The organism is Streptomyces sp. NPDC048106 (assembly GCF_040706415.1).
Lineage (GTDB): Bacteria > Actinomycetota > Actinomycetes > Streptomycetales > Streptomycetaceae > Streptomyces.
The window spans coordinates 93668-118379 of sequence record NZ_JBEZND010000010.1; the positions used below are offsets into that span (position 1 = coordinate 93668).

General features: G+C 72.6%; 25 protein-coding genes. 9 read left to right on the plus strand and 16 right to left on the minus strand.

From position 1 onward, the window contains the following. The first annotated feature begins 15 nt into the window (after nt 1–15). The 3 genes from AB0927_RS13200 to AB0927_RS13210 all read left to right on the plus strand — a co-directional run bounded on the left by AB0927_RS13200 (nt 16) and on the right by AB0927_RS13210 (nt 4208). The gene (locus AB0927_RS13200) at nt 16–903 is read left to right on the plus strand and encodes a carbohydrate ABC transporter permease (protein ID WP_366667803.1); all 888 of its coding nucleotides are present in this window, start codon (nt 16–18) and stop codon (nt 901–903) included. Between the two features lie 34 nt (nt 904–937). Next, nucleotides 938–3241, plus strand: a complete 2304-nt coding sequence (locus AB0927_RS13205) for a glycoside hydrolase family 3 N-terminal domain-containing protein (protein WP_366667674.1) — start codon at nt 938–940, stop codon at nt 3239–3241. 136 nt (nt 3242–3377) lie between these two features. Next, nucleotides 3378–4208, plus strand: coding sequence for a hypothetical protein (locus AB0927_RS13210; protein WP_366667675.1), 831 nt, complete (start codon nt 3378–3380; stop codon nt 4206–4208). A gap of 190 nt (nt 4209–4398) precedes the next feature. Here the strand turns inward: AB0927_RS13210 and AB0927_RS13215 are convergent, their stop codons facing one another. Genes AB0927_RS13215 through tsaB form a run of 4 tightly spaced genes read right to left on the minus strand, consistent with a single transcriptional unit; the run spans nt 4399 to nt 6884 of the window. After that, the gene (locus AB0927_RS13215; RefSeq protein ID WP_366667676.1) at nt 4399–4656 is read right to left on the minus strand and encodes a hypothetical protein; all 258 of its coding nucleotides are present in this window, start codon (nt 4654–4656) and stop codon (nt 4399–4401) included. Then, the gene (gene tsaD, locus AB0927_RS13220; protein ID WP_366667677.1) at nt 4653–5741 is read right to left on the minus strand and encodes a tRNA (adenosine(37)-N6)-threonylcarbamoyltransferase complex transferase subunit TsaD; all 1089 of its coding nucleotides are present in this window, start codon (nt 5739–5741) and stop codon (nt 4653–4655) included. Before tsaD ends, AB0927_RS13215 begins: the two co-directional genes overlap by 4 nt. Continuing rightward, nucleotides 5734–6210: a ribosomal protein S18-alanine N-acetyltransferase gene (gene rimI, locus AB0927_RS13225; RefSeq protein ID WP_366667804.1), complete on the minus strand. Its 477-nt coding sequence runs from the start codon at nt 6208–6210 to the stop codon at nt 5734–5736. Before rimI ends, tsaD begins: the two co-directional genes overlap by 8 nt. Before the next feature lie 17 nt (nt 6211–6227). Further along, a complete protein-coding gene (gene tsaB, locus AB0927_RS13230) occupies nt 6228–6884 on the minus strand; it encodes a tRNA (adenosine(37)-N6)-threonylcarbamoyltransferase complex dimerization subunit type 1 TsaB (protein WP_366667678.1) in 657 nt (218 codons plus the stop codon). A gap of 113 nt (nt 6885–6997) precedes the next feature. On the opposite strand from tsaB, the gene AB0927_RS13235 reads away from it, so the two are divergent. Continuing rightward, nucleotides 6998–7558, plus strand: coding sequence for a hypothetical protein (locus tag AB0927_RS13235; protein ID WP_366667679.1), 561 nt, complete (start codon nt 6998–7000; stop codon nt 7556–7558). 26 nt (nt 7559–7584) lie between these two features. Here the strand turns inward: AB0927_RS13235 and AB0927_RS13240 are convergent, their stop codons facing one another. The 6 genes from AB0927_RS13240 to AB0927_RS13265 all read right to left on the minus strand — a co-directional run bounded on the left by AB0927_RS13240 (nt 7585) and on the right by AB0927_RS13265 (nt 12896). Beyond that, nucleotides 7585–7737, minus strand: coding sequence for a hypothetical protein (locus AB0927_RS13240; protein WP_366667680.1), 153 nt, complete (start codon nt 7735–7737; stop codon nt 7585–7587). 127 nt (nt 7738–7864) lie between these two features. After that, nucleotides 7865–8410 carry a tRNA (adenosine(37)-N6)-threonylcarbamoyltransferase complex ATPase subunit type 1 TsaE gene (tsaE, locus tag AB0927_RS13245; protein WP_366667681.1) on the minus strand — a complete coding sequence of 182 codons (546 nt, stop codon included), beginning with the start codon at nt 8408–8410 and terminating at the stop codon, nt 7865–7867. Then, nucleotides 8373–9635 carry an alpha/beta hydrolase gene (locus AB0927_RS13250; protein WP_366667682.1) on the minus strand — a complete coding sequence of 421 codons (1263 nt, stop codon included), beginning with the start codon at nt 9633–9635 and terminating at the stop codon, nt 8373–8375. Before AB0927_RS13250 ends, tsaE begins: the two co-directional genes overlap by 38 nt. Nucleotides 9636–9753: 118 nt before the next feature. Then, nucleotides 9754–10968, minus strand: coding sequence for an alanine racemase (gene alr, locus AB0927_RS13255; protein ID WP_366667683.1), 1215 nt, complete (start codon nt 10966–10968; stop codon nt 9754–9756). A 74-nt stretch (nt 10969–11042) separates the two neighbouring features. Then, entirely contained in the window at nt 11043–12473 is a 1431-nt protein-coding gene (locus tag AB0927_RS13260; protein ID WP_366667684.1) for an NAD(P)H-hydrate dehydratase, read from the minus strand. A gap of 51 nt (nt 12474–12524) precedes the next feature. After that, the gene (locus AB0927_RS13265) at nt 12525–12896 is read right to left on the minus strand and encodes a holo-ACP synthase (protein WP_366667685.1); all 372 of its coding nucleotides are present in this window, start codon (nt 12894–12896) and stop codon (nt 12525–12527) included. Between the two features lie 49 nt (nt 12897–12945). Here AB0927_RS13265 and AB0927_RS13270 point away from each other — a divergent pair, with 49 nt between their 5' ends. Then, entirely contained in the window at nt 12946–13737 is a 792-nt protein-coding gene (locus AB0927_RS13270) for an SDR family oxidoreductase (protein ID WP_366667686.1), read from the plus strand. 26 nt (nt 13738–13763) lie between these two features. Here AB0927_RS13270 and glmS read toward each other — a convergent pair whose 3' ends face one another. Next, entirely contained in the window at nt 13764–15611 is a 1848-nt protein-coding gene (gene glmS, locus AB0927_RS13275) for a glutamine--fructose-6-phosphate transaminase (isomerizing) (protein ID WP_366667687.1), read from the minus strand. Between the two features lie 163 nt (nt 15612–15774). On the opposite strand from glmS, the gene AB0927_RS13280 reads away from it, so the two are divergent. From AB0927_RS13280 to AB0927_RS13290, 3 genes are all read left to right on the plus strand, one after another. Next, on the plus strand, nt 15775–17301 hold the full coding sequence (locus AB0927_RS13280) for an FG-GAP-like repeat-containing protein (protein ID WP_366667688.1): 1527 nt from the start codon (nt 15775–15777) through the stop codon (nt 17299–17301). 142 nt (nt 17302–17443) lie between these two features. Then, nucleotides 17444–18412 carry a type I pantothenate kinase gene (coaA, locus tag AB0927_RS13285; protein ID WP_366667805.1) on the plus strand — a complete coding sequence of 323 codons (969 nt, stop codon included), beginning with the start codon at nt 17444–17446 and terminating at the stop codon, nt 18410–18412. Nucleotides 18413–18467: 55 nt separating this feature from the next. Beyond that, nucleotides 18468–19397: a DUF389 domain-containing protein gene (locus AB0927_RS13290; protein ID WP_366667689.1), complete on the plus strand. Its 930-nt coding sequence runs from the start codon at nt 18468–18470 to the stop codon at nt 19395–19397. Between the two features lie 37 nt (nt 19398–19434). On the opposite strand, the gene glmM is transcribed toward AB0927_RS13290, so the two are convergent. The 3 genes from glmM to rplM form a co-directional block, all read right to left on the minus strand. Continuing rightward, on the minus strand, nt 19435–20793 hold the full coding sequence (gene glmM / locus AB0927_RS13295) for a phosphoglucosamine mutase (RefSeq protein ID WP_366667690.1): 1359 nt from the start codon (nt 20791–20793) through the stop codon (nt 19435–19437). A gap of 202 nt (nt 20794–20995) precedes the next feature. After that, nucleotides 20996–21508, minus strand: a complete 513-nt coding sequence (gene rpsI, locus AB0927_RS13300; protein ID WP_010036632.1) for a 30S ribosomal protein S9 — start codon at nt 21506–21508, stop codon at nt 20996–20998. A 41-nt stretch (nt 21509–21549) separates the two neighbouring features. Continuing rightward, a complete protein-coding gene (rplM, locus tag AB0927_RS13305; protein WP_366667691.1) occupies nt 21550–21993 on the minus strand; it encodes a 50S ribosomal protein L13 in 444 nt (147 codons plus the stop codon). A 276-nt stretch (nt 21994–22269) separates the two neighbouring features. On the opposite strand from rplM, the gene AB0927_RS13310 reads away from it, so the two are divergent. Further along, nucleotides 22270–23163, plus strand: a complete 894-nt coding sequence (locus AB0927_RS13310; RefSeq protein ID WP_366667692.1) for a hypothetical protein — start codon at nt 22270–22272, stop codon at nt 23161–23163. A 4-nt stretch (nt 23164–23167) separates the two neighbouring features. Here AB0927_RS13310 and truA read toward each other — a convergent pair whose 3' ends face one another. Beyond that, entirely contained in the window at nt 23168–24019 is an 852-nt protein-coding gene (gene truA / locus AB0927_RS13315) for a tRNA pseudouridine(38-40) synthase TruA (RefSeq protein ID WP_366667693.1), read from the minus strand. A gap of 75 nt (nt 24020–24094) precedes the next feature. Beyond that, entirely contained in the window at nt 24095–24589 is a 495-nt protein-coding gene (gene rplQ / locus AB0927_RS13320; protein ID WP_366667694.1) for a 50S ribosomal protein L17, read from the minus strand. Nucleotides 24590–24712: the final 123 nt, after the last annotated feature.

Below are 24712 nucleotides of genomic sequence, written 5' to 3' on the forward strand. Positions count from 1 at the left end.
GTGTCTCACGACACGCTGCCCCACGCCGTGAAGACCGGCGCCGCGCCCGCGGCCCGGCCGGACGGGCGCCGCCGCCGCCGGCACTGGACCCAGCGACGCAACCCACTGGCCGGCCTCGGCTCCTTCGTCTGGCTGATCGTCGTCATCGTCCCGATCTACGCGATGATCTCCGTTTCGCTCATGCCGCAGGACCAGGCGCTGGGCCACAACGCGCTGAAGCCGCCGAGCAGCCCGACGTTGTCCAACTACGACCTCGTGCTGCACAACTCCTTCTTCCACCTCCTGTGGAACACGGTGCTGGCGGCGGCGGCCGTCGTGGTGATCGTGCTGGTGCTGTGCATACCGCTCGCCTACGTCGCCGTACGCACCCGCGGCTTCTGGTCAGGGGCCGCCTTCCGGCTGTTCCTGCTCGGTGTGGCCATCCCGGCGCAGGCGGTCGTCGTGCCGCTGTACCTGATGATCGCCAAGCTGAACCTCTACGACAGCCTGCTCGCGATCATCCTGCCGACGGCCGCGTTCGCGATGCCGGTGGCCATCCTGGTCCTCACCGGCACCATGAGGGACATCTCCGAGGAGGTGTACGAGGCGATGGCCCTGGACGGCGCCTCGCCCATCCGGATGCTGTTCCAGCTGGTCATCCCGATGTCCAAGGGCGGCATCAGCACCGTCGTGATCTACTCGGCGCTCCAGGCGTGGAACGGCTTCCTCTTCCCGCTGATCTTCACCCAGTCCGAGGGACCGCGCGTGCTGACCCTCGGTCTGTTCACCTACATGAGCCAGTTCGGCGTGAACATCCCCGCCCTGCTCGCCTCGGTGGTCCTCTCCGGCATCCCGATCTTCGCCGTGTATCTGGTGGCCCGTCGCGCCCTGGTCGGCGGCCTGATGGGTGTGGGCGGCAAGTGACCGCCGCCCGGCCCCCCTTCTTGACAGGAGTTTCATGAGCACCACCCCCTGGCGCGACCCGGCCCTGCCCGCCGACACCCGTGTGGACGACCTCATCGCGCGGATGACCCTGGAGGAGAAGACCGCCCAGCTCTACGGCGTATGGGTGGGCGCGGCCACGGACGGCGAAGGGGTCGCGCCGCTCCAGAGCGAGATGTCCTCGGACTACGACTGGGACGAGCTGATCACCCACGGGCTCGGCCAGCTGACCCGCTCCTTCGGCACCGCCCCGGTGGAGCCGGCGCTCGGCGCGCAGGCACTGGCCCAGGCCCAGCGCCGGATCGTCGAGGCGAGCCGCTTCGGCATCCCGGCCGTCGCCCACGAGGAGTGCCTCGCGGGCTTCACCGCCTGGCAGGCGACCGCGTACCCGGTGCCGCTGGCCTGGGGCGCGGCCTTCGACCCCGCGCTCGTCGAGGAGCTGGGCGGGCGCATCGGCCGCGACCTGCGCGCGGCCGGCGTCCACCAGGGCCTCGCGCCCGTCCTGGACGTGGTCCGGGACCTGCGCTGGGGCCGGGTGGAGGAGACCATCGGCGAGGACCCGTACCTCGTCGGCACCATCGCCACGGCGTACGTCCGGGGCCTGGAGTCGGCCGGAATCGTGGCCACGCTCAAGCACTTCGCCGGGTACGCGTCCTCGGCGGGCGCCCGCAACCACGCGCCGGTGCGCGCGGGAGCGCGGGAGCTGGCGGAGGTGACGCTGCCGCCGTTCGAGATGGCGCTGCGCGAGGGCGGCGCCCGCTCGGTGATGGCCGCCTACACCGAGACGGACGGCGTCCCGGCCTCGGCCGACCCCCGGCTGCTGACCGGGCTGCTGCGCGAGGACTGGGGGTTCACCGGCACGGTCGTCTCCGACTACTTCGCCATCGGCTTCCTCCAGTCCCTGCACCGGGTGGCCGGGAGCCCCGCCGACGCCGCGCGGGTCGCGCTGGAGGCGGGCATCGACATCGAGCTGCCCACGCTGAACTGCTACGGCACGCCGCTCGTGGAGGCCGTGCGCGACGGGCGGATCCCCGAGGCACTGGTGGACCTGGCCCTGCGCCGGGTGCTGCTCCAGAAGTGCGAACTGGGCCTGCTGGACCCGGACTGGTCGCCGGAGACCGGTGCGGAGATCGACCTGGACTCGGCCGGGAACCGGGACCTGGCCCGGCGGCTCGCCGAGGAGTCGGTCGTGCTGCTGGACAACCCGGACGGCGCCCTGCCGCTGGCCCCGGACGCCCGGATCGCGGTCGTCGGGCCGCGCGCTGCGGACGCGATGGCCATGCTGGGCTGCTACTCCTTCCCGTCCCATGTGCTCACCCAGCACCCCGAGGTGCCGCTGGGCATCGACATCCCGACCCTCCTGGACGCCGTGAAGTCCGAACTCCCGGACGCCAAGGTCACGTTCGCGGAGGGTTGCGGGGTCTCGGACCCGGACACCTCCGGCTTCGCCGAGGCGGTGGCGCGGGCCGCCGAGTCGGACGTGTGCGTGGCCGTCCTCGGCGACCGGGCCGGGCTGTTCGGGCGCGGCACCTCCGGCGAGGGCTGCGACGCGGAGGACCTGCGACTGCCGGGCGTCCAGGCCGAGTTGCTGGACGCGCTGGTCGCGACCGGCGTCCCGGTGGTCCTGGTGCTGCTGACCGGCCGCCCGTACGCGCTGGGCCGCTGGCAGGACCAGCTCGCCGCGGTCGTCCAGGCGTTCTTCCCGGGCGAGGAGGGCGGTCCGGCGCTGGCCGGGGTGCTGTCCGGCCGGGTGAACCCCTCCGGGCGGCTCCCCGTGAGCGTGCCGAACCGGCCCGGCGGCCAGCCCTGGACCTACCTCCAGCCCCCGCTCGGCCAGGCCAGCGAGGTCAGCAACCTGGACCCGACCCCGCTCTACCCGTTCGGACACGGCGGCTCCTACACCACGTTCGCCTGGGAGGACTTCGCCGGACCCGAGGCGGAGATCCCGACGGACGGCTCGTACGACCTCTCGCTCACCGTCCGCAACACCGGTGAGCGCGCGGGCGCGGAGGTCGTCCAGCTCTACCTGCACGACCCGGTGGCCTCGGTGACCCGTCCGGACATCCGGCTGATCGGCTACCAGCGCGTGGAGCTGGCCGCCGGCGAGTCCCGCCGCCTCACCTTCCGCTTCCACACCGACCTGTCCTCCTTCCCCGACCGCGACGGCACCCGGATCGTGGAGCCGGGCGAGCTGGAGCTGCGGCTCGGCGCGTCGAGCACGGACGTACGGCACCGGGCGCGGCTGCGGCTGACGGGGCCGGTGCGGACGGTCGGCGCCGGGCGCAGGCTGCGGTGCGAGGCGGAGGTGGCGGAGGCCTGACCGCCGGGACCTGATCTTTGCCGGGGGTTCGAACCCCCGGCAAAGATCAGGTCCCGTGTGTTGCGCCTCCCGGAGGCGTCCGGGTCGTTCCTGGAAGGGTCGTCGCTGATCCGACACCCCTCACAGGAGCGGCACTTTGACGACCACGCAGTCCGTGACGAAGAAACTGCCCGAGGTCACGCTCGCGTTCTGGATCATGAAGATCGCGGCGACGACCCTCGGCGAGACCGCGGGCGACCTGTTCTCCCAGACCCTGCGGCTGGGCTACTTCCTCACCACCCTCGCCCTGTTCCTGGTCTTCGTGGTGACGCTGGTGGTCCAGCTCCGCTCGGCGCGCTACCAGCCGTTCTGCTACTGGACGGTGATCCTGTCGACCTCCATGGCCGGCACCACCCTGTCCGACTTCATGAACCGCGAGGCCGACCCCCGGTACCTCCCGGCCGGGGAGACGAGCCTGGGCTGGGGCCCGCAGGGCCTCGGCCTCGGCTATCCGCAGGGCGCCGCGATCCTGGTCTCGCTCCTGCTGCTGGTCTTCCTCTGCTGGAAGCTCAGCGGGATGACCTTCCGGATCACCGAGATCGTCACCTTGCGGGGCGAGGCGCTGTTCTGGACGGCGATCCTCGTCTCCAACACGCTCGGCACCTCGATGGGCGACTTCCTCTCGGACAGCTCGGGCCTCGGCTACCTGGGCGGCGCCGCCCTGGTGACCGCCCTGCTCCTGGTCCTGGTCACGCTGACACGGGTGCCCGCCGTGCCGAACGTGCTGCTGTTCTGGATCGCCTTCGTGCTGACCCGGCCGCTGGGCGCGACGGCCGGGGACCTGCTGACCAAGCCGGTCGCCAAGGGCGGGCTCGACCTGGGCACGGCCGGTTCCTCGGCGGTGCTGCTCACGGTGCTGCTCGGGCTGATGGCCTACCAGCAGGCAACGCGGACACCCCGCCTCCGGAACACCGGAGACGGGGTGTGAGTAGAGCGCCGGGCAGGCCTTGCACCTGCATCTCCCCGCAGGAAGCGGGACGTCTTTCCTTGGACCACCAACGCACTGCGTTCGTACCGGGTTTCCGGCCGTTCGCTGTGTGATGATCATAGACCGACGGAGGCGGGGACGGCAACTCGCCCGGAACAAAGGGGACTCGGCCACCTCTGATCGGCCGCCCCTAGTCGGACGCGACCGCCTCGAAGCGCCAGCGGTGCACCGCCCGGGTCACCAAACCCGGGTCCGGCTCCGGCAGTTCGGGCACCTCCGCGTCGTACGCCGCGTCCCACCACGTGATGACCAGGACCCGGTCGCCGGGCGCGCGGAAGGTCTCGCGGCGCGACGGCTCCGGGGCGAGCCGCTGTTCGCGGGCCCAGCGCAGCAGTTCCTCGCCCCGGCCCTCGGCGGCGCGCGCCTCCCACATCAGCGCGACCGTCATGAGTACAGGTTCTCCTTGCTGACCTCGTGCACATGGTCGTGGTTGCCCGGCACGTGCGGGTCGGTGACCGGCAGGGAGGAGTCGGCCGACAGGTCCCAGCTGGAGGCGGCCCGGTTGCGGGCGACCATCTCGGCGCCGAGCGCGGCCACCATCGCGCCGTTGTCCGTGCACAGCTTCGGACGCGGCACGCGCAGCCGGATGCCGGCGGCCTCGCAGCGCTCCAGGGCGACGGCGCGCAGCCGGGAGTTGGCCGCGACCCCGCCGCCGATCATCAGATGGTCGACGCCCTCGTCCTTGCAGGCGCGCACGGCCTTGCGGGTGAGCACGTCCACCACGGCCTCCTGGAAGGAGGCGGCCACGTCGCGCACCGGGACCTCCTCGCCGGCCGCGCGCCTGGCCTCGATCCAGCGGGCCACGGCGGTCTTGAGGCCGGAGAAGGAGAAGTCGTACGCCGGGTCCCGCGGGCCGGTCAGACCGCGCGGGAAGCTGATCGCCGCGGGGTCGCCCTCCTTCGCGTACCGGTCGATGACCGGGCCGCCGGGGAAGCCCAGGTTCAGCACGCGGGCGATCTTGTCGAAGGCCTCGCCGGCCGCGTCGTCGATCGTCGCGCCCATCGGCCGTACGTCGGAGGTGATGTCCGAGGACAGCAGCAGCGAGGAGTGGCCGCCGGAGACCAGCAGGGCCATCGTCGGCTCGGGCAGCGGGCCGTGCTCCAGCTGGTCGACGCAGATGTGGGAGGCGAGGTGGTTGACGCCGTAGAGGGGCTTGCCGAGCGCGTAGGCGTAGGCCTTGGCGGCGGAGACGCCGACGAGGAGGGCGCCGGCCAGGCCGGGTCCCGCGGTGACCGCGATGCCGTCGAGGTCCTTGGCGGTGACCCCGGCCTCCTTCAGGGCGCGGTCGATGGTCGGGACCATCGCCTCCAGGTGGGCCCGGGACGCGACTTCGGGGACGACACCGCCGAAGCGGGCGTGTTCGTCCACGCTGGAGGCGACGGCGTCGGCCAGCAGGGTGGTGCCGCGCACGATGCCGACGCCGGTCTCGTCGCAGGAGGTCTCGATGCCGAGGACGAGGGGTTCGTCAGCCATTGATCTCGGTTCCTTGAACAGATGCGGAAGGGTCGGTCAGGCGCATCACCAGGGCATCCACGTTCCCCGGCTGGTAGTAGCCGCGTCTGAACCCGATGGGGGCGAAGCCGAAGCGCTCGTAGAGCTTCTGCGCGCGGACGTTGTCCACCCGGCATTCGAGCATCACCTCGCGGCACTCGAACGTGGTCGCCGCCCGCAGCAGGTCGGTCAGCAGACGCCCGCCGAGCCCCGAACCCTGCTGGTCGCGGGCGACGGCGATGGTCTGGATGTCGGCCAGGTCGCCGGAGGCGACGAGGCCCGCGTAGCCGACGATCCGGCCGGTGGGGTCCTGGGCCACGACATAGCGGCGGGTGGCCGCGGGGCCCCGGGAGTGGGCCAGCTCGGACCAGAACATGCCCCGGGACCAGGCGTCCTCGGGGAACAGGTCCTTTTCGAGCCCCAGGACCGGGTCGATGTCCCACCAGCGCATCTCGCGCAGTTCCACGGTCACTTCGGGGTGACCACCTTGTAGTTCTTGGGGACCTGCGCGTCCGGGCGGCGCAGGTAGAGCGGCCGGGGCGCGGGCAGTTCCTCGCCCGCGGCCAGTCTCTCGGCGGCGAGCGCGGCCAGCGCGGCGGCGGACACGTGCTCGGGCTCGTGGGCGCGCGGGAACGTGTCCGGGTAGAGCAGGGCGCCGGCGCCGACGGCCGGGAGCCCGGCGACCTGGTCGGCGATGTCGGCGGGGCGGTCGACGGCCGGGCCGGTCAGCCGGGTGCGGGAGTCGGCGTACGTCGCCCAGTAGACCTCCTTGCGCCGGGCGTCGGTCGCCACGACGAAGGGGCCCGTCTCGATGTCGGCGGCGTAGGCGAGGCCGTCCAGGGTGCACACGCCGTACACGGGGACGCCGAGCGCCAGGCCGAAGGTGTCGGCGGTCATCAGACCGACGCGCAGTCCGGTGTAGGGGCCGGGTCCGGTGCCGACGACGATCCCGGTGACCGCCTCCAGCTTGAGGCCGGCCTCGGTGAGGACCCGGTCGACGGCCGGCAGCAGCAGCTCCCCGTGCCGGCGCGCGTCCACCTGTTTCGACGAGGCGATGACGTCCGTGCCGTCGTGCAGGGCGACGGTGACGGCGGGTGTTGCGGTATCCAGAGCGAGCAAGAGCACGCGAACAGCCTACGGCGCCCGCGCCTCGTGCACGGCCGCCCGGGGCGGACGGTCACCGACTGCTACGGTCGGTACGAAATACGACATATGACATGCGGCGGAGGTGGCAGCAGGTGACAGGGACCAGCTCGGGAGTCGTGGCCGGCCTCACCGCGGCGGCCCTCGCGGCGGTCGGCTTCCTGGCCTACGAGGCGAACGCGACCGTACCGGCGGGGCTCGGCGGCCGTCCCGCGGCGAACGGCCTGCCCGGCGGACAGGCCACGAAGGCGCCCCGCGACCGGCGTCACCCGACCGCCCTGCCGAACGCTTCCGGCAAGGGTGAACGGGTCGTGTACTCGGTGGACGACGACCGGGTCTGGCTGGTCGGCACCGGCGACCGGGTGCTGCGCACCTTCCGCGTCCGGCCGGGCACCGTGGACCCGCCGACCGGCATGTACTGGGTCGCCTCCCGCTCCCGCGCCGTCACCGGCACGGACGGCATCCCGATCGAGCACGTGGTCCGCTTCACCACGGTCGACGGCGTCACCATCGGCTTCAGCGCCCCCGTGACCGGCGACGCCGTGCCGGACGCGGGCGCGGGCGCCAGGACCGGCGGCATCCGCGAGACCCGCGCCGACGGCGACGCGATGTGGCGGTTCGCGACGATCGGCGAACGGGTGGTCGTGATCCGCTGAGGCCCCACCCGCGGTGCGGCCTCGGCTCAGGCGGCCTGGCGGGGGCTGTCCGGCTGCCGGGGAGCCCGGGGCTCCGGGGGGCGGGGCGGGCGGGAGATCACCGCAGCGGCGGCGCACGCCGCCAGGAGGTCGCGCATGGACACCGGGGCGGGGCGCTCCGGCGGGCGAGGAGCGGTCATGGACGCCTCCTGAGGTGCTGGGGGCGGCGTAGTTAGGTATGCCTGACTACGGGCTGGACACCATGTCATCACGCCCGGGGTGGCCATGCAACAGCTTGCCGACGGCCTGTCGGGAAACCGGCCGGGTTCAGGCCGTCAGGGTCTCCAGGCCGGCCTCGGCCCAGCGCTCCCCGAGCCCGGTGAGGGTCACGTGCCGTACCTCGTCCGTGGTGTCGCCGACGGCGCGGTGGATGACGAGCTGGAGCCGGTCCTCGGTCAGCTCCTCGACCTTGCCCTCGCCCCACTCCACGACGATCACGGAGTCGGACAGCGAGACGTCGAGGTCCAGGTCCTCCATCTCGTCCAGACCGCCGCCGAGCCGGTAGGCGTCCACGTGCACGAGCGGCGGGCCGTCGCCGAGGGAGGGGTGCACCCGGGCGATCACGAAGGTCGGCGAGGTGACCGCGCCCCGCACCCCGAGCCCCTCCCCGAGCCCCCGGGTCAGGGTGGTCTTGCCGGCGCCCAGTTCCCCGGAGAGCATCACCAGGTCCCCGGCGCGCAGCAGCTTGGCGAGGCGCCGGCCCAGCTCGCGCATCTGCTCGGGCGAGGTGATCGTCAGCCGGGTGCCGGCGGGGGCGTGCTCAGCGGGGTCGTGCTCAGCGGGGTCGTACGGTGCTGCTGCTGGACGTTCCATAGGAACTTACGGTAGCGGCTGCGGGCACCGCACCCGCGCGGGTGAGCAGGTCGGCGAGGCGGTCTATGACCACCTCCGGGTGCTCCAGCATCACCAGGTGCCCGGCGTCCGGCACCAGCACCAGCTCGGCGTCGGGCAGTTCGTCGGCTATGGCCTCGCTGTGCGCGCTCGGCGTCACCAGGTCCTGCACCCCCGCGAGGACCAGCACCGGCATGTCCCGGAAGCAGGCCAGCGCGCCCGTCTTGTCGTGGTCGGTGAAGGCCGGGTAGAACTCGGCGACCACGTCGATCGGCGTGGACTCGATCATCCGCTCGGCGAACCGCTCCACGGCCGGGTCGATGTCGCGCCCGGCGAACGAGTACCGCTTGATGATCCCCGCGAACAGCTCGGCCGTGGCCCGGCGCCCCTTCTCCACCAGCTCCGCCTGCTGCCCGAGCGCCCTGAGCACCCCGGGCAGGACCCGGCGTATCGCGTTGACGCCGGCCACCGGCAGCCCGAAGCTCACCTCGCCGAGCCGCCCGGAGGACGTGCCCACGAACGCGGTGGCCACCACCCGCTCCCGGATCAGCTCCGGGTACTCGGCGGCGAGCGCCATCACGGTCATCCCGCCCATCGAGTGGCCGACCAGCACGATCGGACCCTCCGGCACGGCCGCGTCGACGACCGCCTTCAGGTCGCGGCCGAGCCGGTCGATGGTGAGCGGCTCCCGGTCCCGGTGCTGGGCCACGCCCCGCCCGGAGCGGCCGTGGCTGCGCTGGTCCCAGTGCACGGTGCGGACGACCCCGCGCAGGGCCGCGCGCTGGAAGTGCCAGGAGTCCTGGTTGAGGCAGTAGCCGTGGCAGAAGACGACGGTGACCGGTGCGGGCGCCTTGCGGCCGAAGAGCCGGAGCCTGCGCGGGGAGGGCGGCGCGCCCGTGTCCGGCTCGACCTCGTCGACCTCGTAGTACAGCTCGGTGCCGTCGTCGGCGTAGGCCTTGCCCGGGGTGCCGCGCAGGGTGCCGTAGGGCCCCGCGGAGTCCAGCGCCAGCCGGGCCTTCCTGCGCACCGCGCGGCCCACCGTCATCCGCTCGACGGCGACGCCGGCCGCCGCGCTCGCGGCGAGGACGCCTATCGCGGCACCGGCGATGCCGGTCGCCCTGCGCCAGCTCCCGGCCGCCCCCGCGGCGGAGGCGGCGGCCGCCGCGGCGACGGCGTCCGTCATGACATCCGCCCTGCTCTCGCTCACGTGCCGCTCCTCCTCGCCGCGCCGGATGGCCGTACCGATGGTCGCCGAGACGGGTGGGCCGGGGGCGCCGATTGTGACCGTTGTTACACGTGATTTCGGATGGCCGTCCTCGAACGGGTTATCCGCGCGCTTCCTTGTTGACGGCATCGGCGTCGGCGACGTCATCGAGGCCAACGCCGCCGTCGACGTAGACGCGCGGCACCCGGGTCCCGATGCGCGTGACGATCTCGTACACGATCGTGCCGCAGGCCGCCGCCCAGTCCTCGGCGGTGGGCTCGCCCCGGTCGCCGGGTCCGAAGAGCACCGCCTCGGCGCCGGCGGGCGGTTCGTCGCCGCAGAGGTCCACCACGAACTGGTCCATGGCGACCCGCCCGGCGACCGTCCGCCACTTGCCCTCGACCAGCACCGGTCCGGCGCCGGAGGCGTGCCGCGGGATGCCGTCGCCGTAGCCGAGCGGGACGAGGCCGAGGGTGGTGTCGCCGGGGGTGACGTAGTGGTGGCCGTAACTGACCCCGTGCCCGCCCGGCACCCGCTTGACCAGTGCCAGCGAGGCGCCGAGCCGCATCACCGGGCGCAGCCCGAAGTCCGCCGGGGTGCCGACCTCGGGGCTGGGCGACAGGCCGTACATGGCGATACCGGGACGGACCAGGTCGAAGTGACTCTCGGGAAGGGTGAGCGTGGCGGGCGAGTTGGCGATGTGCCGCACCTCGGGGCGCACGCCCTGCCCCTCGGCGTACGCCACCATCTCCCGGAAGCGGGTGAGCTGCGCGTCGATGGAGGGGTGGCCCGGCTCGTCGGCGCAGGCGAAGTGCGACCACAGGCCGGTGACCCGGACCAGGCCGTCGGCCTCGGCGCGCAGGGCGGCGGCGACCAGTTCGGCCCAGTCGGCGCCGGGCTGGCAGCCGTTGCGGCCGAGCCCGGTGTCGGCCTTGAGCTGGACCCGCGCGGTCCGCCCGGCCGCGCGGGCTGCCTCGGTGACCTCCGTCAGCGCCCACATCCCGCTGAGCGAGACGTCGATGTCCGCCTCGATCGCCTGCCGCCAGGGCCCGCCGGGCACCCACAGCCAGCACAGGGCGCGCTGGGTCAGCCCGGCCGCGCGCAGCGCGAGGGCCTCCTCGGGGGTGGCGGTGCCGAGCCAGGTGGCCCCGGCCTCGACGGCCGCGCGGGCGCAGGGCAGGGCGCCGTGGCCGTATCCGTCGGCCTTGACGACGGCCATCACGGCCGCGTCCCCCACCCGGGCACGCAGGGTCCGCACATTGGCGCGCAGGGCGTCCAGATCGATCTCGGCCCGGGCGCGCAGGGGGGTGGTCGGCTCAGCTGCTGTCTCAGTCATGGCGCCCCCAGTCTCTCAGAGGGCGACGCCGGGGCCGGGTGCGGTGCCGGGAACCCCGGCACCGGGTCGCCGCCTCAGTCCCGCACGTCCCGCCAGGCCTGGGGCACGCGGTCCGCCACGTCGTGGGCGCCCGCCGGCGCGCCCTGCGCCGCGAACCGGCCCGCCAGACCGTGGAGATAGGCGGCGACGCTGCCCGCGTCCAGGGCGGACAGGCCCGCGGCGAGCAGGGACCCGCCGAGCCCGGACAGCACGTCGCCGCTGCCGGCGGTGGCCAGCCAGGGCGTGCCGGTGGCGTTCACCCGGACGGCCCCGCCCGCCGCGTCGGCGACCAGCGTCGTGGAGCCCTTGAGCAGCACCGTCGCCCGGTAGACGGCCGCCAGTTCGCGCACCGCGGCGAGCCGGGCGCCCTCGACCTCCTCGCGTGGCACGCCGAGGAGGGCCGCGGCCTCGCCCGCGTGCGGCGTCATCAGGGTGGGCGCGGCACGCCCGCGCACGGCGTCCCGCTCCGCGAGCCGCAGCCCGTCCGCGTCCAGCAGCACCGGCACCTCGGTGGCCAGCACCTCGGCGACGGTCGCCGCGTCGTCGCCCGCGCCCGGCCCGGTGACCCAGGCCTGCACCCGGCCCGCCTTGGCCGGGCCCCGGTCGGAGACCAGGGTCTCGGGGAAGCGGGCGATGACCGCGTCCGCGGCCGGGCCGACGTAGCGCACGGCCCCGGCACCGCCGCGCAGCGCCCCGGAGACGGCGAGCACCGCGGCGCCCGGATAGCGCGCGGATCCGGCGGCGATCCCGACCACGCCCCGCCGGTACTTGTCGCTCTCGGCGGCGGGCCGCGGCAGCAGCCGCGCCACGTCCCCGTGTTGCAGCGCCTCCAGCCCGGCCCCGTCGGGCAGCTCCAGGCCGATGTCCACGAGCCGCACCACCCCGGCGTACTCCCGCGCCGGGTCCACCAGCAGTCCGGGCTTGTACGTGCCGAAGGTGACGGTGAGGTCGGCCCGTACGGCCGCGCCCAGCACCTGACCGGTGTCCGCCTCGACCCCGCTGGGCAGGTCCACCGCGACCACCGCGGCCCGGGACCGCTCCACGGCCTCCGCCAGCCGCGCGGCGTCGGGCCGCAGCCCGCCCTTGCCGCCGATCCCGACGATGCCGTCCACCACGAGGTCGGCCCGCGCGATCACCGCCGCGGCCGACTCGGGTGCGACGGTCACGCCCCCGGCGCGCCGCAGCGCGGCCAGCCCCCCGCCGTGGACCCGCTCGGGCGACAGCGGTACGGCCGTCACCCCGGCCCCCCGGCGCGCCAGCCGGGCGCCCGCGTACAAGGCGTCGCCGCCGTTGTCGCCGCTGCCGACCAGCAGGACCACCCGGCTGCCGTACACCCGGCCCAGCAGATCGGCGCAGGCGGCACCCAGGCCGGCGGCCGCCCGTTGCATCAGCGCCCCCTCGGGCAGCCGCGCCATCAGGGCCCGTTCGGCCGCCCGTACCGTCTCCACACCGTACGCACTCCGCATGGCACCGAGTCTGCCCCGTCACCCCCACCGTCCACACCCGGGCCCGGCCGCTCAGGCCTCGGCGACCACCACGGCCGACGCGATGCCCGCGTCATGGCTGAGGGACACGTGCCAGCTCCGCACCCCCAGCTCGGCGGCGCGCGCGGCGACCGTGCCCCGCACCCGCAGCCGCGGCCGCCCGCTGTCCTCGACGTACACCTCGGCGTCCGTCCACAGCAGCCCCGGCGGCGCGCCGAGCGCCTTGGCCAGCGCCTCCTTCGCCGCGAACCGGGCCGCCAGCGAGGCGACCCCGCGCCGCTCCCCGCTGGGCAGCAGCAACTCCCCCGCCACGAACAGCCGGTCGGCCAGCTGCGGGGTCCGCTCCAGGGACGCCCGGAAGCGGTCGATCTCCGCCACGTCGATTCCGACTCCGATGATGCTCATGGGCAGCACCCTAGACAGGCCGGCCCGGTACGCCCTCTACGCTTCGGCCATGAACAGCACCGCGTCCCAACAGACCTATCTCTCCGACCTGTTCTCGCTCGACGGCCGTGTCGCCGTGGTGACCGGGGGCAGTTCCGGCATCGGCCGGGGCGTCGCCGGGGCGCTGGCACGGGCCGGGGCGAGCGTGGTGCTCGTGGCCCGAGGCGAGGAGCAACTGGCGGCCACCGCCGATGAGTTGGCGGCGGACGGCTGCCGGGCGGCCTGGGTCGCCGGGGACCTCGGCACCCGGGCGGGGGTCCGGGCGGCGGCCGAGGAGGCGGCGGGCGTGTTCGGGGAGCCGGACATCCTCGTGAACTCGGCCGGGATCAATCTGCGGCCCCCGATGAGCGAGCTGGGCGAGGACGTCTGGGACGCCACCATGGCCGTGAACCTGGAGGCGCCGTTCCTGCTGGGCCAGCGGTTCGGGCCCGGCATGGCGGAGCGCGGCTTCGGCCGGATCATCCACATCAGCTCCCAGCAGGCGCACCGGGCTTTCGTGAGCAGCGGCGCGTACGGCGTCTCCAAGGGCGCGCTGGAGTCGCTCGCCCGCTCGCAGGCGGAGGCGTGGTCGCCGTACGGGGTCACCTGCAACGCCCTGGTGCCGGGCTTCGTGATGACCCCGCTCAACGCGCGGCTGTCCGCCGACCCGGAGCGGGTGGCGGCGCTGGCCGCGCGCACCATGACCGGGCGCAACGGCCTCGCCGGGGACTTCGCGGGCGCCGCCGTCTTCCTCGCGAGCCGCGCCTCCGCCTACGTCACGGGCCAGTCGATCTGCGTCGACGGAGGCTTCTCGGTCCACTAGGACGGGCTCGGTCCACTAGGACGGGATCACTCCACGGTCACCGACTTCGCCAGGTTCCGCGGCTGGTCCACCTCGTTGCCCCGGGCCGCGGCCAGTTCGCAGGCGAAGACCTGGAGCGGCACCGTGGCCACCACCGGCTGGAGCAGGGTCGGCGTGACCGGGATGCGGATCAGGTGGTCGGCGTACGGCACGACCGCCTCGTCCCCCTCCTCGGCGATCACGATGGTGCGCGCCCCGCGCGCCCGGATCTCCTGGATGTTGGAGACGATCTTGTCGTGCAGCACCGAGCGGCCGCGCGGCGACGGTACGACGACCACCACCGGCATGTCCTCCTCGATCAGCGCGATCGGGCCGTGCTTCAGCTCGCCCGCCGCGAAGCCCTCGGCGTGCATGTAGGCGAGTTCCTTGAGCTTGAGCGCGCCTTCGAGGGCGACCGGGTAGCCCACGTGCCGGCCCAGGAAGAGCACCGTGTCCTTGGCGGCCAGCGTGCGCGCCAGCGCCCGTACCGGCTCCATGGTCTCCAGGACGCGCTCGACCTCGACCGAGATCCGGGACAGGTCCTTGATCACCGCCTGGATCTCGTCGCCCCACTTGGTGCCGCGCACCTGGCCCAGGTACAGCGCGACCAGGTAGCAGGCGACCAACTGGGTCAGGAACGCCTTGGTGGAGGCGACCGCGACCTCGGGCCCGGCGTGCGTGTACAGCACCGCGTCCGACTCGCGCGGGATCGTGGAGCCGTTGGTGTTGCAGATGGCGAGCACCTTGGAGCCCTGCTCCCGGGCGTGCCGCAGTGCCATCAGGGTGTCCATGGTCTCGCCCGACTGGGAGATCGCGATCACCAGGGAGCGGCCGCCCAGGATCGGGTCCCGGTAGCGGAACTCGCTGGCCAGCTCCACCTCGCAGGGGATCCGCGTCCAGTGCTCGATGGCGTACTTGGCGATCAGTCCGGCGTGGAAGGCCGTACCGCACGCCACGATCACGACCTTGTCGATCTCGCGCAGCTCGGAGGGGGTGATCCGCAGCTCGTCCAGGGTGAGCGAGCCGGACGGGTCGATCCGGCCGAGCAGGGTGTCCGCGACCGCCTTGGGCTGCTCGGCGATCTCCTTGAGCATGAAGTAGTCGTAGCCGTCCTTCTCGGCGGCCGAGGCGTCCCAGTCCACGTGGTAGGACCGCACCTCGGCGGGCAGGCCGTCGAAGCCGGTCACGGTCACGCCGTCGCGGCGCAGCTCCACCACCTGGTCCTGGCCCAGCTCGATCGCCGAGCGGGTGTGGGCGATGAACGCGGCGACGTCGGAGGCCAGGAACGCCTCGCCCTCGCCGACGCCGACCACCAGCGGCGAGTTGCGGCGCGCGCCGACCACCACGTCCGGGGCGTCCGCGTGCACCGCGACCAGCGTGAACGCGCCCTCCAGGCGGCGGCACACGAGCCGCATCGACTCGGCGAGGTCGCCGGTCACCGAGTACTCCTCGGCCAGCAGGTGGGCGACGACCTCGGTGTCCGTGTCGGAGTTCAGCTCATGGCCGCGTTCGGCGAGTTCGGCGCGGAGCAGCGCGAAGTTCTCGATGATGCCGTTGTGGACGACGGCGACCCGGCCCGCGTTGTCCAGGTGCGGGTGCGCGTTGTCGTCCGTGGGGCCGCCGTGCGTGGCCCAGCGGGTGTGTCCGATGCCCGTCGAGCCGGCCGGCAGCGGCCGTTCGACCAGTTCCTTCTCCAGGTTGACCAGTTTCCCGGCCTTCTTCGCGGCGGCCAGACCGCCGTCCGCCAGCAGGGCGACGCCCGCCGAGTCGTAACCCCGGTACTCCAGCCGCTTCAGCCCGGCCATCACGACATCGAGCGCCGACTGCGACCCTACGTATCCCACGATTCCGCACATGAGCCGCAGCCTACGGGCCGACGGGGCGTCAAAAGTGGCGCCGCGTGCCCGAATTCGGAAATCCTGGGCCCGTTCAGAGCACATCGACATCCCCGCACAACCGTGCGACCAGGTCGGAGGTCTACCGGCTGAACGCCGTAAGCGAACACCGGGAGACACACAGGTGAAGCGTAGATCTCGCACCGTCCTGGCCACGGCCGTCGCCGCGGCCCTGGCCGGGGGTCTGACCGTCGGGCTGACCGGACCCGCCGCCGCGGCCGGCACCACGACGGCGGCCAAGAAGACCCTGACCGACTTCAACGGCGACGGATACGGCGACTTCGCCGTCTCCGCCCCGGCCGTCTGGCTGAACGGCAAGTGGCGGGTGGGCGCGGTCACCGTCTTCTACGGGTCCGCCCAGGGCGCCGCCGCCGAGCGGCACACCACCATCACCCAGGACGCCTCCTGGGTGCCGGGCGCGGCCGAGAACGGGGATCTGTTCGGCGCGGCGACCACCGCGGGCGACTTCGACGGGGACGGCTACACCGACCTCGCCGTCGGCACCCCGCTGGAGGACGTGGACACGGACGTCAACGGCGGCCTGCTCCAGATCATGTGGGGCTCCGCGAAGGGCCTGACCTCGGCGTCCACGGTCCCCGACCCGGCCCCCGCCGCACACGACCGCTTCGGCGCCGCGCTCGCGGCCGGCGACTTCGACGGGGACGGCCGCACCGACCTGGCCGTCGGCACCAACGGGTCCACCCTCTACACCTTCCGCAAGGGCATCTCCCGCTCCGGCAAGGCCGGCGCCGTCGCCACCCGCTCCCTGTCGCTGCGCGTCGAGCCGGAGGGCGGGATCATCAACCTCACGGCCGGTGACGTCACGGGCGACGGTCGCGCGGACCTGATGGTCAACGGCCTGAACCCCACCAAGGGCGCCGACGGCACGTACTACAACATCAACTACTTCGTGCCGGGCACCTCCACGGGCCCCTCGACCACCAGCGCCAAGAAGATGCCCGGCGGCACCACGGCCATCGGCGACGTCGACGGCGACGGCCGCGGCGACATCGTCACCGGCGTCTACTGGGGCCGGGCCACCACCGGCGGCCCCATCGGCGGCAAGGTCGTCGTCACCTACGGCTCCTCCTCGGGCCCCTCCACCCGCACCCAGACCATCACCGAGGAGTCCGGCACCATCCCCGGCGACTCCGAGGACTGGGACAAGTTCGGCCAGGCGGTCGCCCTCGGCGACATCAACGGCGACGGCCTGCTCGACCTCGCCGTCGGTGCCCCGGGGGAGAACATGCGGCTGTGGGGGAACATGTACTACAACCTGGGCAGCGTCACCGTGCTGTACGGCTCGAAGACCGGCGTCGACACCAGCGTGGCACCGCAGTACTTCCACTACGGCATCCACGGCGTCCCCGGCGAACCGGGCGGCAACTTCGGCAGCGCCGTGCTGCTCAACGACCTCGACCACGACGGCGGGGCGGACCTGATCGTCGGCGTCCCCTGGCAGGACAACGGTGCCGGCGCCGTCACCGTCCTGCCCTCCGCGCCCGCGGCGGACGGCCAGCGGCGGATCACGTCCGTCAGCGGCACCCAGCAGTTCAAGCCCGGCCAGGTCGGGCTGGACACGCTCGGCATCCCCCAGTTCGGCAGCATCCTGCAGAACGCCCGCCGGGTGTCCGACATCAACCTCCGCTGAGGCACCGACAGGCGCGGGGCGGGACGGGGCGGGGCGGAACGGGGCGGGGCGTGACGCACACCACCGAAGGCGTGACGTACCCCACCCCGCCACCCCGTTCAAACTCCGTTAACAATGGAATGTGATCTCACCGGTCCCCTCGATGCCCCGGAGCGCCCACCGGCACAGGCCGGAGGCGACTCCTTACGTCGACCTCACCCGAGCCGAGTGGAGCGCGCTGCGCGACAAGACGCCGCTGCCGCTCACCGCCGAGGAGGTGGAGAAGCTGCGCGGTCTGGGCGACGTGATCGACCTGGACGAGGTGCGTGACATCTACCTCCCGCTGTCGCGCCTGCTCAACCTCTACGTCGGCGCGACCGACGGTCTGCGCGGCGCCCTGAACACCTTCCTCGGCGAGCAGGGCTCCCAGTCCGGCACGCCGTTCGTCATAGGCGTCGCCGGCTCCGTCGCCGTCGGCAAGTCCACCGTCGCCCGTCTCCTCCAGGCCCTGCTGTCCCGCTGGCCCGAGCATCCGCACGTGGAGCTGGTCACCACCGACGGCTTCCTGCTGCCCACCCGGGAACTGGAGGCCCGCGGCCTGATGTCCCGCAAGGGCTTCCCCGAGTCCTACGACCGCCGGGCCCTGACCCGCTTCGTCGCCGACATCAAGGCCGGAAAGAGCGAGGTGACGGCCCCGGTCTACTCCCACCTCATCTACGACATCGTCCCGGACCAGAAGCTCACGGTCCGCCGCCCCGACGTCCTGATCGTGGAGGGCCTGAACGTCCTCCAGCCCGCCCTGCCCGGCAAGGACGGCCGCACCCGCGTGGGCCTCGCCGACTACTTCGACTTCAGCGTGTACGTCGACGCGAGCGGCGAGGACATCGAGCGCTGGTACCTCGACCGCTTCCGCAAGCTGCGCCAGACGGCCTTCCAGGACCCCGACTCGTACTTCCGCAAGTACACCCAGGTCTCCGAGGATGAGGCCCTCGACTACGCCCGCACTCTGTGGCGCACGATCAACAAGCCCAACCTGACCGAGAACATCGCCCCGACCAGAGGCCGCGCCACCCTGATCCTCCGCAAGGGCCCGGACCACAAGGTCCAGCGTCTGCGCCTGCGCAAGCTGTAGGGCCGGGGTCGCAGGGCGGGGCCGGCGGCCGGGGCGCACCTGCTAGAAAGGCGCCATGCTGCATCTGCGCCTGATCACCCCGGCCGGGCAGACCGACGAGGTGGTGCGGCTGATCGAGAAGACGGTCGGCACCACACACCTCGCGGTGATACCGGGAGCCGCCCGCGACCCGGCCGGTGACCTGGTGATGAGCGACGTCGCGCGCGAGGCGGGCGACGCGCTCATCGCCGGGCTCCGGGAGCTGGGCCTGGACGACACCGGCTCCATCGCCGTCGACGACATCGGCCTGTCGCTGTCCCGGCGGGCCGAGAAGGCGGAGCGGGACGCCCCGGGCGAGGGCGCGGACGCGGTGCTGTGGGAGGGCCTGACCGAGGCCACCCACGAGGAGTCGACCCTGTCGGCCACCTACGTCGCCTTCATCACGCTGGCCACGATGATCGCGGCCTGCGGTGTGGTGCTGGACAACGCCATCCTGATCGTCGGCGCGATGGCCGTGGGCCCCGAGTTCGGCCCGCTGGCCGGCATCTGCACGGCCATGGTCCGGCGCCGGCCGCGCCTCGCGCTGCGCTCGCTGACCGCCCTGCTCGTGGGCTTCGCGGTGGCGATGGCGGTGACGGTCGGCTTCACCCTCTTCATGGACGCCGTCGGCCTGTTCCACCGCTCCGCCCTGGAGGGCAGGCGCCCCAACACCGCGTTCGTCTACGCCCCCGACGCCTTCTCCTTCATCGTGGCCCTGCTGGCAGGCGTGGCCGGCACCCTCTCCCTGACCTCCGCCAAGTCCGGCGCCCTGGTGGGCGTGGCCATCTCGGTCACCACGGTCCCGGCCGCGTCCAACGCGGCGGTGGCGCTGGCCTACGGCGACATGGACCAGACCCTGGGCTCGACGAACCAGCTCCTGCTGAACCTGCTGGGCATCATCGTGGCGGGGACGCTCACGCTGCTGGCACAGAAGTACTTCTGGCGGCGCCGGCGGCAACACCCTTAGGGGCGCCGGGGCTCGGCCCCCGCGCCCCCGAACCGCCTTATCCCAGGGCCGACTTCACGGCATCCGCGAGCCGTCCGGCGACCGACCGCGCGTGCTCGATGTCCGCGGCCTCGACCATGACCCGCACCAGCGGCTCGGTACCGGACGGACGCAGCAACACCCGTCCCGTCCCCCCGAGTTCCCGCTCCGCCTCCACGACCGCGGCGGCGAGGTCGGCCGACGTGCGCACCCGCGACTTGTCCACGTCCGGCACGTTGACGAGCACCTGCGGCAGCCGCTCCATCACGGACGCCAGTTCCCGCAGGCTCCGCCCGCTCTGCGCGACCCGCGCCGCCAGCAGCAGACCCGTCAGCGTCCCGTCACCCGTCGTCGCGTGGTCGAGGATGATCACGTGCCCGGACTGCTCGCCGCCGAGCGCGAACCCGTGCTGCTTCATCTCCTCCAGCACGTACCGGTCCCCGACCGCCGTCTGCACCAGCCGGATCCCGGCCTTCTCCATCGCCAGCTTGAAGCCGAGGTTGGACATCACGGTCGCCACCACGGTGTCGGCCCGCAGCTCGGAGCGCTCGCGCATCGCCAGCGCCAGCACGGAGAGGATCTGGTCGCCGTCCACCTCCTCGCCGGTGTGGTCCACCGCGAGGCACCGGTCGGCGTCACCGTCGTGCGCGATGCCGAGGTCCGCGCCGTGCTCGACCACGGCCGCCTTCAGCGGACCGAGATGGGTGGAGCCGCAGCCGTCGTTGATGTTGAGACCGTCCGGCTCGGCGCCGATCGTGACGACCTGCGCGCCGGCCCGGGTGAACGCCTCCGGCGAGACCCCCCAGGCCGCGCCGTTCGCCTCGTCCAGGACGATCTTCAGCCCGTCGAGCCGGTTGGGCAGCACCGACAGCAGATGGCCGACGTACTGCTCGAAACCCTCGTCGTAGGACCGCAGGCGCCCCACCCCGGCGCCCGTCGGCCGCTCCCACGGCTCGCCGTGCCGGTGGGACTCGTAGACCGCCTCGATCCGGTCCTCCAGCTCGTCGGCGAGCTTGTGGCCGCCGCGGGCGAAGAACTTGACGCCGTTGTCCGGCATGGCGTTGTGGCTCGCGGAGAGCATCACGCCGAGGTCGGCGCCGAGCGCGCCGGTGAGATGGGCCACGGCGGGCGTCGGCAGCACCCCGACCCGCAGGACGTCCACGCCCGCGCTCGCCAGGCCCGCGACCACCGCCGCTTCCAGGAACTCCCCGGACGCACGCGGGTCCCGCCCGACCACGGCCGTCGGCCGGTGGCCCGCGAAGGTCCCCGCCTCGGCCAGCACATGCGCCGCGGCCACGGAGAGGCCGAGGGCCATCTCGGCGGTCAGATCCGCGTTGGCGACACCGCGCACGCCGTCCGTGCCGAAGAGTCGTCCCACTTGTCCTCCTGAGGAAGCATCGATGGCGTAAGCGGACGGGCGCCGCGTCGAGATCGAGAGGGGAGCGCCTCGCCACCCGATCACACAAGCCTTTGAGCGTCTTGTGTCGTTATACGCCCTTGGTTGAGATAAACGAACGCCCCGACGGCACATGTGGCGTGCCGCCGGGGCGTTCGGAGTACGAGCAGGCAGCTCCTGCTGTTTAGCGCTTGCTGTACTGCGGAGCCTTGCGGGCCTTCTTCAGACCGGCCTTCTTCCGCTCGACCGCGCGGTCGTCGCGGCGCAGGAAGCCGGCCTTCTTCAGGGCACCACGGTTGTTGTCCACGTCCGCCTCGTTCAGCGCACGGGCGACACCGAGACGGAGCGCACCGGCCTGACCGGAGACACCGCCACCGGCGATGCGGGCGATGACGTCGTAACGGCCCTCGAGTTCGAGCACCTTGAAGGGCTCGTTGACCTCCTGCTGGTGCACCTTGTTCGGGAAGTAGTCCTCAAGGGTGCGGCCGTTGATCTTCCACTTGCCGGTGCCCGGAACGATCCGGACGCGGGCAATGGCGTTCTTGCGGCGGCCCAGGCCGGCGGCCGGCTGGGGCTCGCCGAAGCGGGAGGCCATCGACTCGGAGGTGTACTCGCCCTCGACGGGGACCTCGGACTCGGTGGTGTAGCTGTCGATGTCAAGCTCTTCGAGCGGCTGCTCGGCAGTGGTCTCGGCCACGATTCTCCTCAGATTCTCTTCAGCTTTGGGGGTGGCCGGAATTACTGCGCGACCTGGGTGATCTCGAACGGCACCGGCTGCTGGGCAGCGTGCGGGTGCTGGTCACCCTTGTAGACCTTCAGCTTCGAGAGCATCTGACGGCCCAGAGTGTTCTTGGGGAGCATGCCCTTGACGGCCTTCTCGACGGCCTTCTCGGGGTTGTTCGCCAGCAGGTCGTCGTAGCGGACCGAGCGCAGACCACCCGGGTAGCCGGAGTGGCGGTACGCCATCTTCTGGGTCCGCTTGTTGCCGGACAGGTGCACCTTGTCGGCGTTGATGATGATGACGAAGTCACCAGTGTCGACGTGCGGCGCGTAGATCGGCTTGTGCTTGCCCCGGAGGAGGGACGCGGCAGTGGTGGCGAGACGACCCAGGACAACGTCCTGAGCGTCGATGACGTGCCACTGGCGCGTCACATCGCCGGGCTTGGGGCTGTACGTACGCACGGTTCGTAGCCTTCGCTTCGAGTGAATGGTCCTGAACAGGTCACCGAAACGATCACGACAGCCTTGACCGCACCGCGGTGACGCAAACCGCGTGCTGATCGCTGGTCATCGGCCCGGTGGACCGGTGTAAGGGCCCGTCCCGTGAGAATGAGCAAGCCAATACACAACGAAGAAGCAGGTTACCCGGCGGCCCCCGGACGGGTCAAAACGAGGCAGGCCGCCCGGCGGGGCGCCGCGTTGTGTTCCCCGTCATGCCCCGCGTCTAAGATGCGCCCCATGAGTTACGGGCAGGGGGGACCCCAGTCTCAGTGGGATCCCTGGAAACCGCAATCAGAGCAGCCCCAGCAGCCTCAGCAGCCCTGGAGCGCCGGCGGCGACGAGGAGACACCCGACTGGGCGGCACTCGCGGAGGCCTCGGAGACCCGCGGCAAGCGGCGCAAGCTGCTGTTCATCGGCGGCGGCGCGCTCGCCACCGTCGCCATCGGCGCCGCGGTCGCCCTGGCCGTCGTCTCGGCGAACGGCCACGACGACGCCTCGGGCCACCCCACCCAGGTGCCCAGCGCCTCGCTGCCCCACGGCTCCCCCACCGCGCCGTCCTTCGCCCCCACCAGCGCCCCGCCGCCGCTGGACCCGAAGGACTTCATATCCAGCGCTCAGAAGGACACCGCCCCGCTGAGCCCCGCCACCCTGTTCCCGGGCACGCGGCTCACCATGGGCGGCACGGTGTACAAGAAGGGCGCCACCGGCGACACCACCAGTTGCGCCACGGCGACCGGCGGCTCCCTGCCCAAGATCCTCGCCGCCGACGGCTGCACCCGTGTGATCCGCGCCACGTACACCAGCGGCGATGTCGCGGTGACCGTCGGCGTCGCCCTGTTCGAGACCGAGGCCCAGGCCACCAAGGCCCGGCAGCAGACGGACGACCACAGCATCGTGCGCGCGCTGCCCGGCAAGGGCGTGGCGGCCTTCTGCTCCGGCGCGACCTGCCGCTCCACCCGCAACGCCTACGGCCGCTACGCCTACTTCACCCTCGCCGGCTTCACCACCGGCAAGAACGTCACCACCAAGGACACCGCGGTCTTCCGCGCCGGCGACGACGTGGCCGAGTTCACCTTCCAGCAGATCCACCGCCGCGGCCAGGCCCAGGCATCGGCGGCGGCGAACCGCTAGAACCTCAGCAGCACCCCGCCGACGGCAGCGAGCGCTTGTTGCGGGCCTCCTTGTTACGGGCGGCCAGCAGCTCGTCGGCGGGGTAGCCGACCTCTTCGAGGGTCAGCCCGTGCGGTCGTACGACGTGTACGGCGGAGTCGCGCACCCCCGCCGCCAGCACCTTCCCGGGCCACTCCGGGCCCCGGTGCCCGTCGCCGACGAACAGCAGCGCGCCGATCAGCGAGCGCACCATGTTGTGGCAGAACGCGTCCGCCCGGACGGTCGCCGTGATCACCCCGTCCGCGCCCCGCACCAGGCTCAGGTCCTGGAGCGTGCGGATGGTGGTCGCGCCCTCCCGCTTCTTGCAGTACGCGGCGAAGTCGTGCTCGCCGAGCAGCGCCCGCGCGGCCTCGTTCATGGCGTCCACGTCGAGCGGCCAGTCGTGCCAGAGCACATGGCCCCGCAGCAGCGGGTCCACTCCCCCGGGGTTGTCCGTCACCCGGTACGCGTACCGCCGCCAGATCGCCGAGAACCGGGCGTTGAACCCCTCGGGCGCCTCGGTCAGCCGCCAGATCCGCACGTCCTTCGGCAGCCGCCCGGCGAGCCGCTTGAGCAGCTTCTCGCGGTGCTCGGCCCACAGCTCGGCCGGCAGATCGACGTGCGCCACCTGCCCGCGCGCGTGCACCCCGGCATCGGTGCGCCCGGCCACGGTCAGCTCGTACGTCTCCTTCGACCGCGTCACCGTCCGCAACGCGTCCTCGATCTCCCCCTGCACGGTCCGCTTCCCCCCGGCCTGCTTGGCCCAGCCGTGGAAATCGCTGCCGTCGTAGGAGAGGTCGAGGCGGATGCGCACCTGACCCGGCTGTACTTCACTCACCCACAGATCCTCTCAAATGCCCGAAAGCGGGCCCGCCCCGAAGGGCGAACCCGCTTTCAGCGTTCAGGCAGAGCCTCAGGCGTCCTTCGACTCCTCGGCAGCGGCCTCCTCGGCCGGAGCCTCGGTGGTCTCGGCGGCCTTGGCCTCGTCCGACTCCTTGACCGCGCGCTTGGTGGCGGCCTCGGCCTCACCCACGGCCTTCTGCTGCACCGTCAGCGCCTCGACCAGCTCGATCACGGCCATGGGCGCGTTGTCGCCACGGCGGTTGCCGATCTTGGTGATGCGGGTGTAGCCACCCGGACGGTTCTCGTACCGCGGGCCGATCTCGGTGAAGAGCGTGTGCACGATGCTCTTGTCCGTGATGACCTGGAGCACCTGACGGCGGTTGTGAAGGTCGCCCTTCTTCGCCTTGGTGACCAGACGCTCGGCGTACGGGCGCAGGCGGCGGGCCTTCGCCTCGGTGGTGGTGATACGGCCGTGCTCGAAGAGGCTCTTCGCCAGGTTCGCGAGGAGCAGCTTCTCGTGCGCGGCGCTGCCGCCCAGACGGGCACCCTTGGTGGGCTTCGGCATTGTTCTTCTCCTGTGTGTCTGCCCCGGCCGTGTCAGGTACCGGAGTCAGTATCCGAGCAGACGGTTGTCTGTCGAAGATCCGGGGGTCCCGTGGGAACCCCCGGAGGGTGGAACACGGTCAGT

What these genes read in the sequence shown, in the direction of transcription:
- rimI (WP_366667804.1), bottom strand. Translation starts at nt 6,210, where the DNA reads ATGCGCTGGTGGGACATCGACCCGGTCCTGGGGCTCGAAAAGGACCTG.
- tsaE (WP_366667681.1), bottom strand. Translation starts at nt 8,410, where the DNA reads ATGGAACGTCCAGCAGCAGCACCGTACGACCCCGCTGAGCACGACCCC.
- AB0927_RS13290 (WP_366667689.1), top strand. Translation starts at nt 18,468, where the DNA reads ATGCTGCATCTGCGCCTGATCACCCCGGCCGGGCAGACCGACGAGGTG.
- alr (WP_366667683.1), bottom strand. Translation starts at nt 10,968, where the DNA reads ATGACTGAGACAGCAGCTGAGCCGACCACCCCCCTGCGCGCCCGGGCC.
- AB0927_RS13310 (WP_366667692.1), top strand. Translation starts at nt 22,270, where the DNA reads ATGAGTTACGGGCAGGGGGGACCCCAGTCTCAGTGGGATCCCTGGAAA.
- AB0927_RS13240 (WP_366667680.1), bottom strand. Translation starts at nt 7,737, where the DNA reads ATGACCGCTCCTCGCCCGCCGGAGCGCCCCGCCCCGGTGTCCATGCGC.
- rplQ (WP_366667694.1), bottom strand. Translation starts at nt 24,589, where the DNA reads ATGCCGAAGCCCACCAAGGGTGCCCGTCTGGGCGGCAGCGCCGCGCAC.
- tsaD (WP_366667677.1), bottom strand. Translation starts at nt 5,741, where the DNA reads ATGGCTGACGAACCCCTCGTCCTCGGCATCGAGACCTCCTGCGACGAG.
- AB0927_RS13270 (WP_366667686.1), top strand. Translation starts at nt 12,946, where the DNA reads ATGAACAGCACCGCGTCCCAACAGACCTATCTCTCCGACCTGTTCTCG.
- AB0927_RS13215 (WP_366667676.1), bottom strand. Translation starts at nt 4,656, where the DNA reads ATGACGGTCGCGCTGATGTGGGAGGCGCGCGCCGCCGAGGGCCGGGGC.
- AB0927_RS13260 (WP_366667684.1), bottom strand. Translation starts at nt 12,473, where the DNA reads ATGCGGAGTGCGTACGGTGTGGAGACGGTACGGGCGGCCGAACGGGCC.
- coaA (WP_366667805.1), top strand. Translation starts at nt 17,444, where the DNA reads ATGCCCCGGAGCGCCCACCGGCACAGGCCGGAGGCGACTCCTTACGTC.
- AB0927_RS13205 (WP_366667674.1), top strand. Translation starts at nt 938, where the DNA reads ATGAGCACCACCCCCTGGCGCGACCCGGCCCTGCCCGCCGACACCCGT.
- glmS (WP_366667687.1), bottom strand. Translation starts at nt 15,611, where the DNA reads ATGTGCGGAATCGTGGGATACGTAGGGTCGCAGTCGGCGCTCGATGTC.
- AB0927_RS13265 (WP_366667685.1), bottom strand. Translation starts at nt 12,896, where the DNA reads ATGAGCATCATCGGAGTCGGAATCGACGTGGCGGAGATCGACCGCTTC.